Consider the following 17,702-nt stretch of genomic DNA (forward strand, 5'->3'; position numbering starts at 1 on the left):
CGGCCTCCGCCTTAGGGTCGAGTGAAGGTCATCTGCGGGTGCGGGAAGGGAGGTGGGTGTCGTATCGCAAGGTTCGGCGCCGCGTCGTCCTCGTGTTCGTTGGTGGATGAGCGGCAGTGGTAATTGACTGGAATATCTCCCTCCAGGCCCCGGTGTACCGACGGTGCACCGGGGCCCTTGTTCGCGAGGGACCGGGAGGGTGTATGGGCGAGGAGCGCGCCGAGATCGAGGACAAGTTCGAGGACGCCGACTATCCGGCTTACACGATGGGCCGGGCGGCGGAGATGGTGGGCGTGACGCAGCCGTTCCTGCGGTCGTTGGAGGGGACGGGGCTGGTGGTTCCGGTGCGATCCGGCGGGGGGCATCGGCGGTATTCGCGTGCGCAATTGCGACGGGCGTCGCGGGTGCGTGAGCTGGTTGATCAGGGCATGCCGGTATGGGGTGCTTGCCGCATCATCGCGTTGGAAGATCAGCTCGCTCAGCTGGGTGCGGCGTCTGTGGAACAGCAGGGCTGAACCCTTCCTGCTGGGACGCGGTCGAGATCGCGCGTGGAGCGTAGCGGGCATGTTGCGGAGTTCACGTTTGGCGCATGCTCACACAAATGGCCGAAGATGGTTTCGATTGATCGCTCCGGACGCGGGGACCGACGTGCTCGTGCGCTAGTCATCGACGGCCCTGGTTTCCGCAGTCTGAACAAACAGCAGATACCTTAAGAATCAATCCGGGGCCCGAGACCGGAGGCTGAACCGTCCGCGATGTGTGAGTCGTGCCGAGTTGAGTCGGCTCCTGCTCCGTGGGGGCCAGGTACCTGCCCTGCTTCCCGTAGCCGCCGAACGGTGACACAGCGGAGGTAGTTGTAGCCCGCGTCACCTCGCGAGCGCGACCGCGGTGCCCTCAGCTCTGCTCGAAGCTGCGGTCATCGCTAGCAGCCGCTACTCGTGGACTTGCACGCAGCCGAATACTGCTGTCGATCAGCAGATAACTTTCGGGCCGATCGCACTTCCCCGCCTCAGTCCTGTGCGCGTGCGCCCGGTACGTACGCATGGGCTGGGAGGTCCCTCGACTGCATCGTAGTCTCTATGCGGACCATGAATTTCCGCCCCAGCATGCTTGCGGTCGCCGCAGCGAGCGGCCTGTCCATCATTTTCGCCAACACTACGATAGACGCGGCCAGCGCGCTCTGCTTGTTCGCCCTCAGCGCCTTATCACGGGTGTTTCGATGACGAACGGCGCCGTGACGCCATGGCCAGTCCGATCTCGGGCGTGGTCGGGTGAGCGGTCCGTCGGCCCGCAGGCCTCCCGGGTGTACTCGGCTTGCGAGGTCACCGCGGAATCTCAGCTGGGAGTGATCGAGCTCTACCGTGGGGTCTGTGGAGTTGCCGGTGTCGTTGACCGCGTCGTTGAGCAGTGCTGAGGAGCTGGTCAACATGCTCGACCGCGTCGATCTGCATAACACCTACGACGCGGTATGGGTGCTCTGGCAGGCCGAGTTGTTGTACCACTGGACCACGGTGATGGCTGCGGAAGCGCCCGACTATCCGGGCTTGGCCGCGGGACTCGCTGCATTCGCCGTCACCGCTATCGAGTGAGTCCGTCACACCGAGACATGACGTTGCATGCTCCTTCGCTCACCCTGTCCTCAGGGGTACAGCCTCATCTGGAAGCTGCGGGATGCGCGTGGGAGCGACAGTACCCATGCTGGACATTGCAAGACACCATGCCGAGCAGGACACGAGGGGGATGGCGATGTTGACAGCGTTGCGGAACTGCGGAGTCCGCTCAGACCACTTGTTCACGGCAGGAGTGGTATCGATCGGTTTGAGCGTGGCCAGTTGGGTGTCTTCCCGGAAAGCTGAGGACGTCGCCCGTGCCGACAGGTGGGGCATCTTCGTCGGGGAGTGGGCGCCGGCGTTCTTCGCGCTTGGTGCTGCGCTCCGCATCGACGAAACGCGTCGGTAGGCCGCGATGCCGAGGGGCCCAGGACGTCGCACACCAGGCCCCTCGGCCACTCTCCAACAGCGGACCTCGGAGTCGGCTGTCTACCCACCAGATAAGGGGCCTGGAAACGAGGCCGCCCTGTCCCGGCCCGCGCTGCTCATCCGGGCGTCCGCGACCTGCTCCGACACGTGCGTGCCCGGCGAAATGCTCTTGCCCGATTCAGGTCGTATGCGGTGACCATCACCAGAGTTTCGTCGCGCTGGTACTTCGCCGTCACCTCGGCGACGGTCACGGATCGGCGGTGTTTCTCGGCGGCTCTCGTGCGCTAGGTGTACATCATTTCCCTTTCGAAAGCGGCCGGAGCACCCGCAGCGGCGCCGACCGATGCTGACCGGCGTGGGACCGGAGGAGGCGGTAGTCGAGGCGCTGCGCACCGACGACTGGGTCGCGGTCGCGATCCCTTGGGTCGTCGACGAGACGCGTCAGCTGTTCCGTGCTCGGCCTCGCCTCTGGTCGCGGGCTGTGGCGGTGAGAACGTCGACCCGCTCGTGGCCTATCCGCCGATCGACGAAGGGGCGCATCACCAACTCGTCTCGGGTTCGATTTTCCGTTGCACGGTGGTCCTCGTACAAGTTCAGATGGCGATCTGATGGCGACGGGAACGCGGCTGAACGCGTGGCAACTCGTCGCGACGAGCAGGAACAAGGGTCGCTGACCTGCGGCGGAGCGCGAACGTGCTCGTCAGAATCGAGGGGCCACTACCTTGACACGGTAGAGGTCACTGGTTCGATCCCAGTATCGCGCACCAGCGTTCAAGCAGGTGACGGCCCCATCGGCGATCTTCGTCGATGGGGCCGACTGCTGTTCGGGGCAGGTCGGGAGCGATTGATCTCGGCTCGCCCGACGCCCCGGCGGGCGGTCGCCGGGGCGGCCCCGACCACGGCGACCCGATCGTCCGGATGATGCGGGACCGGCCCGAAAACACCGGTTCCCCCGCCGAAGTCGGCGGGGGAACCAGGTGGTGGGGTCAGTCGCGGATGAGGTTGTTCGGGCCGTTCTGGTCGTCGGTCACGGGCGCGCAGAACAGCGGGCCGGGGTCGCCTTGGTCGGCGAGTTCTTGGAGTTTGTCGGAGCAGGCCTGGGCGGTGGGGAATTCGCCGACGACTTCTTCGGCGAGTGCGGTGCCTGCGCCTGCGACGGACATGCCGGCCGCGCACAGTGCCAGGGCCGTGATGGTTTTGCGGATGCTCATGGAAGTTCCTTTCCGAGTGGGCATCCCGAAGGCGGCGGCGAATGGCCGCCTTTCGAGAAAATGGATGTTCACTGCTGGTCGATCGAAGCCGAGGGCGACGCCGGCACGGTGTGCGAACCGGCCCACGATCGGCAGGCCGGAGCCTCAGGCCGGGCCGTCGATGGTCAGCGCGCAGGTGACCGGCTGGCCGGGCTGCCCGGTCTCGGTCACCCGCTCCTCGCCTTCGACCAGCACCTTGCAGGTGAGGGCCGAATCAGGGGAGTCCGGCGTGACGACGACCTCCGCCGGACCGCCCATCGGAACCCACGTGTCCTTGTGCGGGACGCTGAACTGCACCGGAGGCTGCTCCTGCGAGTCCGAAGTGGACTTCTGGACGGTGCCGGTCGCCCCGGCGGGACCCGAGACCTCCAGCGTCACCTCGTAGGCGGTCTGCTCCGGCGGACCGCCGCACGCGGTGAGGCCGACGAGGGCGAGTGCCGGCACGGCCAGCACGAGTGCACGCTTCATGGGGATTGAGCTCCTTCGCGCAACGGCGTTCGATCTTCCGAGACCGAACGCTATTGGCCACCCGCTCGGTCGCGGATCGGTCGGACGACCGGTTCGCGCGGGAATCCCTATGACTATCGGCCTACCCCTTGCGACTGCCAGACCCACGCGGCGATCTCCACCCGGTTCCGGAGGTCCAATTTGGACTGGATGCTCGACAGGTGGGTCTTGACGGTGCCGAGGGACAGGAACAGCTGCTCGGAGATCTCGGCGTTGGTGGCGCCGGTGGCGACCAGCTGGGCGACCTCCCCCTCGCGCGCCGACAGCGGGTTCGGCCGGTTCGCGCGGGGTTCGGCGGGGGAGTGGTTGCGCAGCAGCTTCACCGTGATCGCGGGGCTGACCAGCGCTTCACCCGAGGCCGCCGCGCGCACGCCTTCGAGCAGCAACGCGGAGCTGGCGGTCTTGAGCAGGAAGCCGCTGGCGCCGCCGTTGAGCGCGCGGTGCACGTACTCGTCGTCCTCGAAGGTGGTGACGACCACGACCTTCGGCGGGTCCACCGCGCCCGTGGCGTTGATCCGCTGCAAGGCGTCCAGACCGTCCAGCCGGGGCATCCGGATGTCCATCAGCACCACGTCCGGCCGGTGCAGCGCGACCATCTCCAGCGCTTCCACGCCGTCGGACGCCGTGCCGACCACCTCCATGTCGTCCTCGGCACCCAAGATCATTTCGAAGCCGGTGCGGATCATCGCCTGGTCGTCGGCGATGAGCACTCTGATGGTCACGCGGTACCTCCGTTCGACGGCAGCGGCATGCGGGCTGCGAGGACCCAGCCGCCCGTCGGGGCGGGCCCGTCCTCGAACTCGCCGCCGACTTCGGCGACGCGGTCGCGCAGGCCTCGCAGACCGAATCCGCTGCCGGAGATCTTGCCAACCTCGCCGTCGTCGCCGACGCGCACCACCAGCTCGGATTCGGCGCGTTCCACGTCGATCCGCACCGTCGTCACGTTCCGGCCGTGCTTGCGGACGTTCGTGAGCCCTTCCAGGGCGACCCGGTGCGCGGTGGTGCCGACGTCGGCGGGGATGCCGTCGGTGGAGTCGGGCAGCTGGAGCCGCGCCTCCGGTCCCGGCCCGCGATTGAACCGCTCGACCATGGTGGAGATCTCGTCGATGGTGATCGGCGGCGCGGTGGTCCCGCCGTCGTCGGCGCGCAGCAGCCCGACCATGCGGTGCAGCGATTCCATCGCCTCGGCACCGGCCTCGGCGATGCTGTCCAGCGCGTCCAGCGCCTGCTGCGGCGACCGCTTCGCGATCGCCTGCGCGCCGCGCGCCTGCACCACCATTCCCGTCACGTGGTGGCCGACGAAGTCGTGCAGGTCGCGGGCGAAGTCGGTGCGCTGGATCAGCCGTTCGTGCTCGATCTGGCGCTGCCGCGCCCGGCGGGCCAGCCGGGCGGCAAGGCCGATCGTGCAGGACAGCGTCACGCAGCACACCAGCAGGAATCCGATCACCACCTCGGTCAACCGGCCGCGCCCGATCGCGGGCTGGGCCACGACGACCGCGGACACGACCACCCCGGTGGCGATCGCCCAGCGCTTCTCCGCCCGCCACACCACGAGCCCGAGCAGGATCAGCAGCGCCGCGGTCGGCGTGAGCAGCAGCAACCCGAGGTCGGGGCGTTCCGGCCAGCCCCTGGCGTCGTAAGCGGGGTAGTACACGGCCGCCGAGATCACGGCGGCACCGATGGCGGCCGCGGGCAGCGCACGAGGTCCGAGCCGCGGCGCGATCAGCAGGACCACCGCGGCCACCGACCCGCCGGTGAACATCACGGCCGGCGGCCACCGCGTGCCGTCGAAGCCCTCGAAGATCACGAACTCCAGCAGCATCGTCACGGGCGTCGTCACGAGGATGCCGAACAGCCAGAGCAACGACTGCCATGCGGGCTTGCCGGGGAACACCATGCGCCGACCCTAGACAAGCGGGGTCAGCCGCCGGGATCAGCCGAAAGGCAGAGTGACGCGCTGGTGAACCGGTCTGCGGACGGAGGCGGACCGCACCCGCGACTCGGCAGGGTTCGAGACATGAACCAACACAGCCGACCCGCGCGACCCGGCGCGTCCTACGCCGTCGAAGCGGTCGACCTCGTCAAGACCTACGGCACCGGCCCGGCGGAGGTCCGCGCGCTGGACGGGCTGTCCGTCCGGTTCCCCGCCAGGAGCTTCACCGCGGTGATGGGGCCGTCGGGCTCCGGGAAGTCGACGTTGCTGCAGTGCGCGGCGGGCCTGGACACCCCGACCGGCGGGAGCGCGCTGATCGGTGGCGTCGACCTGGCCACGTTGGGCGACGACGAGCTCACCCGAATCCGGCGGGAACGGATCGGGTTCGTCTTCCAGCAGTACAACCTGCTTCCCGAGCTCACCGCGGAGGAGAACATCGTGCTGCCGGTGCAGCTCGCCGGGCGCAGGCCGGAACGCGGCGCGGTCCGCGAGCTCGCCGAGCGGCTGGGGCTGTCGGGCCGGTTGGGGCACCGTCCCGCGGAGATGTCCGGCGGGCAGCAGCAACGGGTGGCGTTGGGCCGGGCGCTGCTCACCCGGCCTGAGGTGATCTTCGCCGACGAACCCACCGGGAACCTGGACACGCGCTCGAGCGGCGAGATCCTGGACCTGCTGCGGACGTCGGTGCGCGAACTCGGGCAGACCGTCGTGATGGTCACCCACGACCCCGTGGCGGCTTCGTACGCCGACGGTGTCGTGCTGGTCGCGGACGGGCGGCTCGTCGACACGCTCGCCAAGCCGGACCCCGCGCGGATCGCGGAGGCCATGCGGCTGCTGGGAGAGGTCCGATGAGCGCCGTCGTCCCGCACCTGCGCACCGTCCGGCGCGCTCCGGTGCGACTGCTGCTGTGCGGCGTGACGATCGCCGTGGCCGCGTTCTTCATCACCGCCACGCTGCTCGGCCGGGACATCGCGCTGCGCACGATCACCGACGATCTGACGTCGATCCCGGAGGCGGCGTCGGCGGTCGTGCGCTCCCCGTCCGGGTTCGGGCCCGCCGAGCTGGATCGGGCGGAGGGACTGGCGGGCGTGACCGGATCGACCGGCCGGGTGAGCGGATCGGGCCTGGTCGGAGCCGTGGAGGTCGACCTCACCGCCGATCCCGGAGCGGGGCCGCTGAGCCGGGTCCAGGTGGACGAGGGTGCGTATCCGCGTTCACCGGGGGAAGTGGCGGCGTCCGCCCGCGCCGCCGAACGGCTCGACCTGCGCGTCGGCGACGAGGTCGAGTTCGCGGACCCGGACGGTGGCCCACCGCAGCCGCTCACCGTGACCGCGCTGGTGGACTCCCCGTCCGCGGACGGGCTCGCGCTCTACGCCCCGGACCGGGAAGTGCTCGCCCGCACCGGTGCGGAGCTGGCCCGCGTTGATCTCACCGGCGACCTGCCCACGATCCAGCGCAGCGCCCAGCCCACGACGTTGGCCGTGCAGTCCGCGGAGAACGCGCGACAGGCCGAGTTGAGCGAGAGCATGGAAACGGTCGACAAGGTCTCGGCGGTGCTCGGCGCGTTCGTGCTGGTGGCGTCGCTCGCGTCGACCATGGTCGCGGTGTCCGCCTTCCGGATCGTGTTCGCGCAGCGCACCCGGCACCTCGCGATGCTGCGCGCGTTGGGCGCCACGAGGGGCGGGCTGCGCCGGGCGCTGGTCGCCGAGGGCGCGCTCACCGGCCTGCTCGCGGGAGGTGCCGGGACGCTGCTGGCCGTCGGAGCCGGGCTGCTCGTGCCGCTGGTCGCGCCGGTCTCGGCGGTGACCCCCTCGCCGTTGGTGCTGGGTTCGGTGGTGGTGGGCGTCGTGCTCGCGGTGGTGCTCGCCGTGCTGGCCCCGGCCCGGGACGCGGCACGGGTGTCCCCGCTGGAAGCGCTGCGGTCGACGACGCGGGCGAGCGAGCGCGCGGCCAGGACCGCGCTCCGGACCGTGCTCGGTGCCGCGCTGCTGGCCGCGGCGGTGCTGCTGGTGGTGCTCGCCGTGTCCAGCGGGCTGCTGTCGCGCTACCGCCCGAACGGGAGCACCGAAGATCTCATGCTGTACGGCGTGCTGGCCGTCGCCGCGTGCTTCTGCGCATACCTGGCGTTCGCGCCGGCGCTGGCCCGACCGGTGCTCGCCGGTGCGCACCGGTTGCTGCGGCGGTTCGGTCCGGTCGCGACGTTGGCGGTGCGCAGCGCGGGCGGGATGCCGCGTCGCGCGGCGTCGGTGTCCTCGGTGGTGGCGTTGGCCGCGACGCTGCTCCTCGCGGCGCTCACCGCCGGCGGTACCTTGCGCGATTACAGCGAGGCGAGCTCGGCTGCGCAGTACCCCGCCGACATCGAGGTGCGCGCACCGGAAGGGGAGGTGCTGCCCGCCGACCTGCCTGCGACGCTGGCGGCCGATCCCGCGTTGCGCTCGGTCATCCCGTTCCGCGCGCCTCGGCTGCGGCTGGAGGTGCCGAGCGGGCCGACGAGCTTGGAGGTGTCGGACCTGCCGGTCACCCGGCTGTCCGGCTCGGCCGGGAGCACCGCCGCCGACGGGTCCCTGCAGGACGCGGAACCCGGCACGATCGTCGTGTCGGACGCCTTCGCGAGCCAGACCGGGCTCGCCGCGGGCGATTCCGCCCGGCTCGGTGACCGGGAGGTGCGGGTCGCGGCGGTGGTCGTCGGGTCGAGCGTCGGCGGCTCGCTGGTGCTGGCGCACCCGTCCGACCTCGACGCCCTCGGCGTCGACCCGGCTCCGACCGGCGTCGTGCTCGACGCCGCCCGCGGGGACCTGGCGGCGGCGCAGTCCGCGGTCGCCGCGCACGGGAGCACCGGGCCGGAGCTGGAGGTCAGCGTGCTCGACGACTTCCGCGCGAAGCAGTCCGACCTGGTCGGGCAGCTCACCGGCAGCGCGTTGGCGCTGATCGCGCTGACCGTGTTCGTCGCCCTGGTCGGCGTCGGCACCACCGCGAGCCTGTCGGTCGTCGAGCGCGGCCGGGAGAGCGGCATGCTCCGCGCGGTGGGCCTGTCCCGCGGCGGGCTGCTGGGCGTCCGGGTCGGTGAGTCCGCGCTGTACGGGCTGCTCGGTGTCGTCTTCGGGGCGCCGCACGGGATCGCGCTGGGCACGTTGCTGATCACCGCGCTGGTTCCGGAGGCGCCGCTGGCGATACCGGTCCTGGCGCTGCTGGCGGCCTGCGCCGGGCTCGTGGTGGTCGCCGGAGCGGCCGGCCTCCTGCCGTCGTGGCGTGCCAGCAGAACCCCGCCGGCCACCGCGACCCGCCAGGACTGACCGTCCGGTCGCCGGTGCGCTGTTCCTCGTGCGCGTGGAGGAAGCGGTCCGGGCCGGGGGCGCCTCGATCAGCGCGAGCCGGTCCGCGGCGACGACGGTCCGCGGCGACGACGGGGCGCGGCGACGACGGTCCGCGGGCGGTGCGGAGGTCCCCGTTCCGGCGCGCCGCCGCCCGTCGAGGAGGCTGTCCGCCGTGCCGCGGGTGATCCCGGCCATGCGCGGGTCCTCCCGGCTTGAGCATGCCGCCGCGGCACGGTTTCCGATGGCGGTGCCGAACCGCGGACCCGGCGCCGCACTCCGCCCTGCGAAACGAGAAGGCCTTGCCAGTGACCGAGAACTACGATCCCGAGAACCCCTTCGCGAAGATCATCCGGGGCGAGGGGCCCGCGCACGTCGTGCACGAGGACGACGAGGTGCTCGCCTTCCTCGACGTGTTCCCCCAATCGCCGGGGCACGTGCTGGTCGTGCCGAAGAGCGGCGAGCCGCGGACCCTGCTCGACGCGACCCCCGAGCAGCTCACCGCGGTCGTGCACGTGGTGCAGCGCGTCGCCCGCGCCGTCACCGACGAGCTCGGCCCGGCGGGCGTGCAGATCGTCCAGTTCAACGAGGCGGCGGCGGGGCAGACCGTCTTCCACCTGCACTTCCACGTGATCCCCCGGTACGACGCCGCCGACCTCCTCCCGCACGCCGGGGTCCGCGCGGACGACGGGCGGCTCGGGGAGCTCCAGCGGCGGATCAGCAGCCGCCTGGCGGCGCAGCGCCCTCCCGCCTGAGCCGCCTGCCGCGCGAACCCGGTCGCCGACGCGAGCGCTCGGCGACCGGGTTCGCCGTCGTCCGCCGGTTCGAGCCGGCGGGGTGATCGCGCGGCTCGCGCCGGTGCGGGCCGTCGTCCGCGCGAGCGCGACGCGAGCCGGTCCTCCGGCGCGCCCCGCGCTCCTCGTCCGGCCGGACCTCCGCATCGCCATTCCACTAGTTAACTAGTGGAATGTGGTAGCTTGATCGCAGTCGATGTGGAGAGGAGACGGTCATGGACGTGGGGAGGCAGCCGCACCAGGCGCTGCCGGTCGTCGCCGACGGAGCGGGCAAGAAGTACCGCAGGGGGTGGGCGCTCCGGGAGACGTCGCTGGTGATCCCGCAGAACCGGATCGTGGCCCTCGTCGGCCCGAACGGTGCGGGCAAGAGCACGCTGATGGGACTGATCACCGGGTTGCTGCGCCCGACGACCGGGAGCATCGCGGTCTTCGGCGACCGCCCGACCGGCGGGGGCCTGCACCCCGCGGTGTCCTACCTGGCCCAGCAGAAGCCGCTGTACCCGCAGTTCACCGTGGCCGAGACGCTGAAGCTGGGGGCGCGGACCAACCCGACCTGGGACCAGGCCTACGCCGAGCACCTGATCGAGCAGGCGTTGCTGCCGATGGGCGCGAAGGTCGGCACGCTGTCCGGCGGGCAGCGCACCCGCGTCGCCGTGGCGCTGGCGCTGGGCAAGCGCCCGAGCCTGCTGCTGCTCGACGAGCCGCTGGCCGACCTGGACCCGCTGGCCCGGGAGACCGTGCTGCGCGTGCTGATCACCGAGGCGAAGGCCCAGGGCATCACCGTGGTGCTGTCCTCGCACGTGCTGGCCGAACTGGAAGGCGTGTGCGACCACCTCGTCCTGCTCCACGCGGGGCGCGTCCTGCTCGCCGGCGACGTGAGCGAGCTCAGCGCGAACGGCACTCCGCTCGGCGAACTGGCCCTCGGCCACATGCGCGCGGCAGCACAGGGGGAAGCGGCATGATCTGGACTTCGTGGCGGCAGCAGCGCTGGCAGCTGCTCACCCTGCTCGGCCTGCTGGTCGTCGGGGTGGGGACCATCGCCCTGCTGCGGTCGAACATGCTCGACGTGATCGACTCGGCCGGGATCGCCCGGTGCGTGGCGGACGCCGAGGGCTGCGATGCGCCGGGCGGGGCGGTGAAGGCGTTCCGGGAGACCTGGTCGATGCCGCTCGACCTGGCGCAGGGCGTGATCATGGCGCTGCCGATCCTGATCGGCATCTTCATCGGCGCGCCGCTGTTCGCCCGGGAGCTGGAGGAGGGCACGCACGTGCTGGCCTTCACCCAGTCGGTGAGCCGCACCCGGTGGATGTTCAGCAAGCTGGTCGTCGCGCTGGTCCCCGCGCTGGTGGTGCTGGTCGCGCTCCAGGCCGCGGTCTCGTGGTGGGTGTCCGCGGCGGGTGAGCTGGGGCCGCTGTGGAACGGTCCGTTCCGGTCCACCACCTTCGCCTCCGGGCACGTCTCGCCCGTCGGCTACGCGCTGTTCGCCTTCGCGCTCTGCACCTTCCTCGGCGTGGTGACCCGCCGGACCCTGGTGGCGATGACCTCGGGCTTCGGGGCGTTCCTCGTCGTGCGCCTCGCGCTGTCCGTCGTGCCGGAACGCCTGGTTCCGCAGCAGCGCCTGGAGATCGCCGCCGACGCGGACCGGCTGTCCGTCCGCACCCCGATCGACGACGGCAGCGTGGTGCTCGACAGCGGCCAGCTGGACGCCGCCGGGCGGCCGGTGTCCCACGAGCACTACCTGGCCGTGAACCAGGCCTGCAAGGACGCGGCGGGATCGTCGCAGGACGCGTTCCTCGCGTGCCTGCCGCGGTCCGGCATCGCCAAGTCCTACTGGGCCTACATCCCGGAGAGCCACGCCTGGCAGGTGCACCTGGCGGACGGAGCGATCTTCGGCGTGCTCGCGGCGCTGCTGCTGGCGGGAACGGTGTGGGCGCTGCGGCGGCAGAGCTGAGCGCGGTGGTGGAGGCCCCCGAGCTGCGGTATCACCTATGCTGCCCGATGTGATCGAGTTTCGGATCGATCGGCGCTCCGGGGTCTCCACCTACATGCAGATCGTCCAGCAGGTCGAGCAAGCCATGCGGCTGGGGCTGCTGAACCCCGGCGACCGGCTGCCCACGGCGCGCGAGGTCGTGGAGGCCACCGCCGTCAACCCGAACACCGTGCTCAAGGCGTACCGGGAGCTGGAGCGGGGCGGGCTCGTGGAGGCCCGGCGCGGCCTCGGCACCTTCGTGACCAAGTCGCTGTCCACCGAGGCCACGACCGGCAGCGGTGCGCCGCTGCGGCAGGAACTGGCGGTCTGGATGGGTCGCGCCCGGCAGCGCGGCCTCGTCGTCGAAGACGTGGACGCCCTGTACTCCGCGGTCCGGGACGAGTACTACTCCGCCGAGGAACGAACATGAACCCCTTGACCGCCGACGCCGTGGGCAAGCGCTACCGCTCCCGCTGGGCGCTCCGCGAGTGCAGTTTCGCCCTCCCCGAGGGCAAGGTCGTCGCCCTGGCCGGGTCGAACGGGGCGGGCAAGAGCACCCTGCTGCGGATGGCCGCGGGACTCGTCCGCCCGACGACCGGTGAGCTGGCGGTCTTCGGCACACCCGTCCGCGGCCGCATCCACCCGGACGTCGCGTTCCTGGCGCAGAACCGCCCGCTCTACCGCGACTTCACGGTGCGCGAACTCGTGCGCGCCTGCGCGGCCATGAACGACCGCTGGTCCGCCGACCGGGTCCACGACATGCTCGGGTCGATCACGCGCGTGGACTACGACGCGAAGGTCGGCACCCTGTCCGCGGGCGCCCGGACCCAGGTCGCCATCGCGATCGCGCTGGGGCGGCTCCCGCGGTTGCTGCTGCTGGACGAGCCGCTGTCCGACCTGGATCCGCTGGCCCGGGACGAAGCGCTGCGGATCATCATGACCGACGTCGCGGACCGCGGGACCACGGTGGTGATGTCCTCGCACCTGCTCAGCGAGCTGCGCGAGGTGTGCGACCACATCCTGCTGGTCGACGAGGGCCGGATCCAGCTCGACGGGGACATCGAGGAGGTCCTCGCGCGGCACCGGATCCTGGTCGGCCCGTCCGCGGAGGAGTCCGCCGTGGGCGGAACGCTGATCAGCGGGACCCGCACCGAGCGCCAGTCCACCCTGCTGCTGCGGGAGGCCGGCTCGGTGCCCGCGAGCTGGGCGGCCGCCGAACCCGACTTGGAATCCCTGGTCATGGGCTACCTGCGCGCGTCGCACGAACGCCGGTCGCAGGCCCGGGACGCGCAGTAGCCGAGCAGCCCGGAGCACCGCGCCGCGCCGACGGGCGGGCGGCCACCGCCGGTACCGCGCACGGCGACGCGCCTCGCGCGCCGGCGCGCGTCCGTCCACGAAGGACCGACCCGGCCGTCCGCGGCCGACGTGATCTCGGCCACCCGGGGGCGATCGGGGCTTGAGCGTGCCGCGACGGCACGGCTTCTCATTCGTGGCGAGCGCACGCCGCCTCCTCCCGCCTCGCGGGACGAGGCGGCCGTGCCGCCGGTGGCCGAGATCCGCGTGCCACCGGCACCAGGGGCTCGCGCACTCCGCCCGTCCGGGCGGGGCGAGCCACCTCAGCCGCGCACGGCGACCGCCGAGCGGTCGCCACGGACGAACGGAACCGCCATGACCACGACCTCGCCCGCCACCCGGACCCGGCCCGCCGCCGCCACCGCCGCCCTGTGGGTGCTGCAGGTGCTGCTAGCCGTCGTGTTCGCGCTGATCGCACTGCCGAAGATGCTGGGGAATCCGATCGCCGTCGACCCGTTCGACCTGATCGGGATCGGCATCCCGGGCATGGTCGTCGTCGGCTGGCTCGAATTCGCCGGGGCGATCGCGCTGCTCGTGCCGCGCCTGTGCGGGCTCGCCTCGGCCTGCCAGGTCCCGCTCATGGTCGGGGCGACGGTGCTGACCGCCGTCCAGGACCCGGAACTGGTCACCATCCCGGCGCTCACGCTCGTCCTGGTGTGCGTCGTCGCCTGGTTCCGCAGGCACGACACCGCGGCGCTGGTCCGGATGGTCCGCCGCTGACGCCGACCGGTGCGCGGCCGGGCCGGGACGCGCCGGCACCTCCGGGCGGGCCCGCGGGCACCGGTACGGCGTAGTCCTGAGCGGACGGACGATCCGACGCGGTCCGCCGCGACGAGGTGCGCGGCGACCCGGACCGCGCACCTCGCCCCGGCTCGCCGAGCGGAGCGCCGGGTTCAGCCCGTGGGCGCCGGCGTGTTCGCCGGATCCAGGTGCGGGGTCTGCAGCAGCCGCACCTGCCTGCGGCGGTTGACGAACTGGGCCCGGCCCGGCGGCAGGGTCTTCGGGCGCACGTCGCCGAGGAACCGGCCCTCGTCCTTCGGGCACGACAGCAGGGCGACCGGTGTGCCCAGATCCCACAGCCGCCGGATCGTCTGGTCCATCATGGCCCGGTTGGCGCCGGAGGTGCTGCGGGCGATGATGACGTGCAGGCCGATGTCGGAAGCCTGCGGCAGCAGCGAGTTCAACGCTTGCAGCGGATTCCCCGACCCGGCCATGATCTCGTGGTCGTCGACGATGACGAACAGCTCGCCGCCGTGCCACCAGTCCCGCTTCGGCAGCCGCTCCGGCGTGATCTCCGGCCCCGGCAGCCGCTTGGTGAGCAGTTGGGAGGCTTCGGTCACAGTCTGCCCGAAGTTGTCGCCGGAGACCGAGTAGCCGAGGTGGTACTCCTTCGGCACCGCGTTGTACAGCTCGCGGCGCAGGTCGGCGAACATGATGCGCGCCTTGTCCGGCGTGTAGTGCCGGGTGACGCTCTGCGCGACGTGGCGCAGCATGTTCGTCTTGCCGGTCTCGGTGTCGCCGAAGATGATCAGGTGCGGTGAGATGTCGAAGTCGTGCCACAGCGGGGCGAGCTCGACGTCGTCGATCCCGAGCGGGACCTGGGCGACCCCGAGCGGGCCCGCCTTCGGCGCGGGCAGGTCCGCGACCGCGACCTCGGTGGGCAGCAGGCGGACCGGCGGGGCCTTCGGCGCCTCGGGCAGGGCCATCCCCTCCACGAGGTCCTGCATCGCCTCGGTGAGGTCGTGGGTGTCGGTGCGGCCGTCGATGCGGGGCAGCGCGGCCGAGAAGTTCTCCCTCTCGGCGGTGATCCCGCGGCCGGGGAGGTTGGGCACCTTCGCGGCGACCCGGGAGTTGACCTCGGAGTCGATCGGGTCGCCCAGCCGCAGTTCGAGCCGGGTGCCGAGGACGCCGCGCATCCAGGTCCGGATCTCCGACCACCGCTGCGAAGCGACGATCAGGTGCACCCCGTAGGTGAGCCCGCGGGTGGCGATGTCCCGGAAGAGCTCCTCGACGTCCTCGAACTCCTGGCGCAACGTGGACCACCCGTCGACGACCAGGAACACGTCCCCGTAGGGATCGTCGGCGAACTTGCCCGCGCGCCGTTCCCGCCGGTAGCTGGCCATCGAGTCGAGGCCGTTGTTCTGGAAGAACACCTCGCGGCGGGTCAGCAGGTTCAGCACTTCCAGCACGGTGCGGCTGACCCGGTCGCGGTCCAGCCGCCCGGCGACGCTGCCCACGTGCGGCAGGCCGAGCAGACCGGCGAGCGTTCCGCCGCCGAAGTCCAGGCAGTAGAACTGCACCTCGCGGGCGCTGTGGGTCAGCGCGAGCGCCGTGATGACGGTGCGCAGCAGGGTGCTCTTGCCGTTCTGCGGGCCACCGGCGATGCCGATGTTGCCCGCGGAACCGCTGAGGTCGAGCCGGAGCAGCTCGCGGCGCTGCTGGCCGGGCAGGTCGATGAGGCCGACCGCCACCTGCAGCCCGTCCGGCGAACCGCGCTCCGCGGCGCGGATCCCCGTCTCCGGGTCGTCCAGCAGCGGCGGCAGCAGTTCGTCCAGGCTCGGCGACTGGCGCAGCGGCGGCAGCCACACCTGATGCGCGGCCGGGCCGACCCCGCGCAGCTTGTCGATCAGCACGTCGACGACGGACAGCTGGGACTCGTGCTGCTGCTCGTCCTCGACGGGTTCCTCGGCGCGGCGGACCCTGGGCTCGATGTAGCGCGCGGTGAACGGGACCAGCTGCTCCTCGATCACGTCCCGGTTGCGCTTGCGGCGCGGGGACCGGTACGGGCCGGAGACGTAGGCGGCCTTGAACCGGGTGATGGTCTGGGTGTCCGACTTCAGGTACCCGTTGCCCGGGGTGGACGGCAGCTCGTAGGCGTCCGGCACGCCGATGACCGCGCGGGAGTCCATCGCGGAGAACGTGCGCAGCCCGATCCGGTAGGAGAGGTGGGTTTCGACCTTGCTGATGCGGCCTTCACTACCAGGTCCGGTCGTGGCGAGCCTGGTATGCCCACATCACCCTCTCGATGCTCGCTCACGCCTGGCTCGCCGTCTCCCGATCCCTGGCCATAAAAGGGGAATCGGTGTCGACGAGCCGGGCATGATCGGATTCACGCTACCGGAGATCCGGCGGCTGCTGACCAAACTCGTCCTGCGTGTCACCGACGCCGCCGAGCACGTCTGGGCCTGGTCATCCTTCCGCCGCCGACGACAACACCAAGCCCGCCTCAGCCACTACAAACGACGGGGCTACCCACTCACCTGACTGCCGTTGCAGTACTAGATCGCCCTTCGTCGTGCGCTGAACGACGAATACGACGAATACGACGGTTGCGGCACCTGGGGCCGCGCTGCCCCGCTCAGGGACGGGCGACGGGGTCGACGCGACACTTGCGACGGCGAGGGTGCGTGGGCGGTCGCGTCCGGTTAGTCCTCGTCATCGAGTTGCTGGCCGCGTCGGTCGTTATGACGATCGACGCGGGGTACCAACACCCACTTCTCGGTTTCCACCCGTGATCGGCCAAAGCAGACCCGCCGGACCGCCGAGGACAGTTTGTCGTAACGGATCTCTCCAGCGGGGACGCCTCCGAGTTCGGTGAACGCGGCGACCTGCCCGGCGAAGAACGCCTCCTGCCCTGCGAGGAATAGACGCGGTTAATTGCCTTGCCAGAGAAGGACATTCGCAGCGTGAAGAGGAAGCATTTGGTGTCGACACCGCCGACGTTGACCCAGACCTCGGCGAAGTCGACCTCGGCGTCCTGCCCCGGAAGATGCGTCTGCGGAACAAACCCGTCCATCACGCTCGCGCGGTTCCTGGCTTCCAGCACGATCTCCGGGCGCCGCTTCGCGACGTACTTCGACACCGTGCGGTAGGCGATCGCGGCGTCGTGCTCGTCGACCAGCCGCTCCCAGATCCGGTGCGCGGTATGCCGCTGCTTGCGCGGCGCGTCCAGATCCGCTCGCAGCATCTCATCCAGCACCGCGCGCAGCGGACCCGTCACCGGTGACGACCGGACCGGAGTCTTCTGCGGTGGCGGGACCGCCGACCCCAAGGCCTGGCGCACCGTCCGGCGATGCACCCCGTGCCGCTCAGTCAGCGCTCGAACGGAGAGCCCCTCGACGCGGGCGTCCCGCCGGATCAGCGCGAACAACTCCACCCTGGACACCATCCCGGCTCCCACGCGGAGGGCCCCTCACCGGCACTGTCGATCCAGGACCCTCACCTCGACCCACCGACTCGCACGCCACGAGCAGGAATTCACCCGATCGGTGGGGCCCGCTAGCGGTGCCGGACCGGGGCCAAATCGCGATGCCACGGCCACTGATGGTCAAGCTGATCGACACAATCAGTTGCGGTGACCCCAAGACGTTGGTCGAGATCACCACGCTCGGTCGGACCCTGAAGAAGCGCGCCGCCGACGTGCTGGCCTACTTCGACTGGCCCGGCACCAGCAACGGACCGACCGAGGCGATCAACGGCCCCTGGCGCATCTCCGTGGCTCCGCGCTCAGGTTCCGCAACCTCACCAACTACATCGCCAGATCGCTGCTCGAGGCCGGCGGGTTCAGGCCGCAACTACACCCTCGGCTGTGAAGAGCCGGTAACACTCG

The 17,702-nt window shown here is 71.1% G+C and carries 17 protein-coding genes and 2 pseudogenes; 13 read left to right on the plus strand and 6 right to left on the minus strand.

Going from position 1 to position 17,702, the window contains the following annotated elements; all coding sequences use genetic code 11:
• Positions 1-203: 203 nt before the first annotated feature.
• The gene (locus H1226_RS03280) at positions 204-515 is read left to right on the plus strand and encodes a helix-turn-helix domain-containing protein (protein WP_258345914.1); all 312 of its coding nucleotides are present in this window, start codon (positions 204-206) and stop codon (positions 513-515) included.
• 855 nt (positions 516-1,370) lie between these two features.
• Complete coding sequence (locus tag H1226_RS03285; protein ID WP_258345917.1) at positions 1,371-1,589, plus strand: hypothetical protein; 219 nt, start codon at positions 1,371-1,373, stop codon at positions 1,587-1,589.
• A gap of 1,376 nt (positions 1,590-2,965) precedes the next feature.
• Here the strand turns inward: H1226_RS03285 and H1226_RS03290 are convergent.
• From H1226_RS03290 to H1226_RS03305, 4 genes are all read right to left on the minus strand, one after another.
• Positions 2,966-3,190: a hypothetical protein gene (locus H1226_RS03290; protein ID WP_258345919.1), complete on the minus strand. Its 225-nt coding sequence runs from the start codon at positions 3,188-3,190 to the stop codon at positions 2,966-2,968.
• Between the two features lie 144 nt (positions 3,191-3,334).
• Positions 3,335-3,697, minus strand: a complete 363-nt coding sequence (locus H1226_RS03295) for a hypothetical protein (protein WP_258345922.1) — start codon at positions 3,695-3,697, stop codon at positions 3,335-3,337.
• Between the two features lie 113 nt (positions 3,698-3,810).
• A complete protein-coding gene (locus H1226_RS03300; protein WP_224957916.1) occupies positions 3,811-4,458 on the minus strand; it encodes a response regulator transcription factor in 648 nt (215 codons plus the stop codon).
• The gene (locus H1226_RS03305; protein ID WP_258345934.1) at positions 4,455-5,633 is read right to left on the minus strand and encodes a sensor histidine kinase; all 1,179 of its coding nucleotides are present in this window, start codon (positions 5,631-5,633) and stop codon (positions 4,455-4,457) included. Before H1226_RS03305 ends, H1226_RS03300 begins: the two co-directional genes overlap by 4 nt.
• 120 nt (positions 5,634-5,753) lie before the next feature.
• Here H1226_RS03305 and H1226_RS03310 point away from each other — a divergent pair, with 120 nt between their 5' ends.
• From H1226_RS03310 to H1226_RS03345, 8 genes are all read left to right on the plus strand, one after another.
• Positions 5,754-6,518, plus strand: coding sequence for an ABC transporter ATP-binding protein (locus H1226_RS03310; RefSeq protein WP_258345936.1), 765 nt, complete (start codon positions 5,754-5,756; stop codon positions 6,516-6,518).
• Positions 6,515-8,959: an FtsX-like permease family protein gene (locus tag H1226_RS03315; protein WP_258345938.1), complete on the plus strand. Its 2,445-nt coding sequence runs from the start codon at positions 6,515-6,517 to the stop codon at positions 8,957-8,959. Before H1226_RS03310 ends, H1226_RS03315 begins: the two co-directional genes overlap by 4 nt.
• Positions 8,960-9,285: 326 nt before the next feature.
• Positions 9,286-9,732 (plus strand): HIT family protein, encoded by a 447-nt coding sequence (locus H1226_RS03320; protein ID WP_258345940.1) that lies wholly within the window; start codon positions 9,286-9,288, stop codon positions 9,730-9,732.
• A 254-nt stretch (positions 9,733-9,986) separates the two neighbouring features.
• Positions 9,987-10,733, plus strand: a complete 747-nt coding sequence (locus H1226_RS03325; RefSeq protein ID WP_258345942.1) for an ABC transporter ATP-binding protein — start codon at positions 9,987-9,989, stop codon at positions 10,731-10,733.
• Positions 10,730-11,722: an ABC transporter permease subunit gene (locus tag H1226_RS03330; protein WP_258345953.1), complete on the plus strand. Its 993-nt coding sequence runs from the start codon at positions 10,730-10,732 to the stop codon at positions 11,720-11,722. Before H1226_RS03325 ends, H1226_RS03330 begins: the two co-directional genes overlap by 4 nt.
• A 49-nt stretch (positions 11,723-11,771) precedes the next feature.
• The gene (locus H1226_RS03335; RefSeq protein ID WP_258345966.1) at positions 11,772-12,170 is read left to right on the plus strand and encodes a GntR family transcriptional regulator; all 399 of its coding nucleotides are present in this window, start codon (positions 11,772-11,774) and stop codon (positions 12,168-12,170) included.
• Entirely contained in the window at positions 12,167-13,036 is an 870-nt protein-coding gene (locus H1226_RS03340) for an ATP-binding cassette domain-containing protein (RefSeq protein WP_258345968.1), read from the plus strand. Before H1226_RS03335 ends, H1226_RS03340 begins: the two co-directional genes overlap by 4 nt.
• A gap of 372 nt (positions 13,037-13,408) precedes the next feature.
• A complete protein-coding gene (locus H1226_RS03345) occupies positions 13,409-13,813 on the plus strand; it encodes a DoxX family protein (RefSeq protein ID WP_258345971.1) in 405 nt (134 codons plus the stop codon).
• A gap of 173 nt (positions 13,814-13,986) precedes the next feature.
• Here the strand turns inward: H1226_RS03345 and eccCb are convergent, their stop codons facing one another.
• Complete coding sequence (gene eccCb / locus H1226_RS03350; protein WP_258345981.1) at positions 13,987-16,002, minus strand: type VII secretion protein EccCb; 2,016 nt, start codon at positions 16,000-16,002, stop codon at positions 13,987-13,989.
• 68 nt (positions 16,003-16,070) lie between these two features.
• Here eccCb and H1226_RS03355 point away from each other — a divergent pair.
• Together H1226_RS03355 and H1226_RS03360 are read left to right on the plus strand one after the other, a co-directional pair.
• Positions 16,071-16,196, plus strand: a pseudogene (locus tag H1226_RS03355) (IS701 family transposase); the annotation flags it as partial.
• Positions 16,193-16,357, plus strand: a complete 165-nt coding sequence (locus tag H1226_RS03360) for a hypothetical protein (protein WP_258345983.1) — start codon at positions 16,193-16,195, stop codon at positions 16,355-16,357. The pseudogene H1226_RS03355 and the gene H1226_RS03360, both read left to right, overlap by 4 nt.
• A gap of 94 nt (positions 16,358-16,451) precedes the next feature.
• Here H1226_RS03360 and H1226_RS03365 read toward each other — a convergent pair whose 3' ends face one another.
• Entirely contained in the window at positions 16,452-17,249 is a 798-nt protein-coding gene (locus H1226_RS03365; RefSeq protein ID WP_258345986.1) for a hypothetical protein, read from the minus strand.
• A gap of 173 nt (positions 17,250-17,422) precedes the next feature.
• On the opposite strand from H1226_RS03365, the pseudogene H1226_RS03370 reads away from it, so the two are divergent.
• Positions 17,423-17,685: pseudogene (locus H1226_RS03370) on the plus strand (transposase); the annotation flags it as partial.
• Between the last annotated feature and the right edge of the window lie 17 nt (positions 17,686-17,702).

The organism is Saccharopolyspora gregorii, from assembly GCF_024734405.1.
In the GTDB taxonomy this organism is placed as follows: domain Bacteria; phylum Actinomycetota; class Actinomycetes; order Mycobacteriales; family Pseudonocardiaceae; genus Saccharopolyspora_C; species Saccharopolyspora_C gregorii.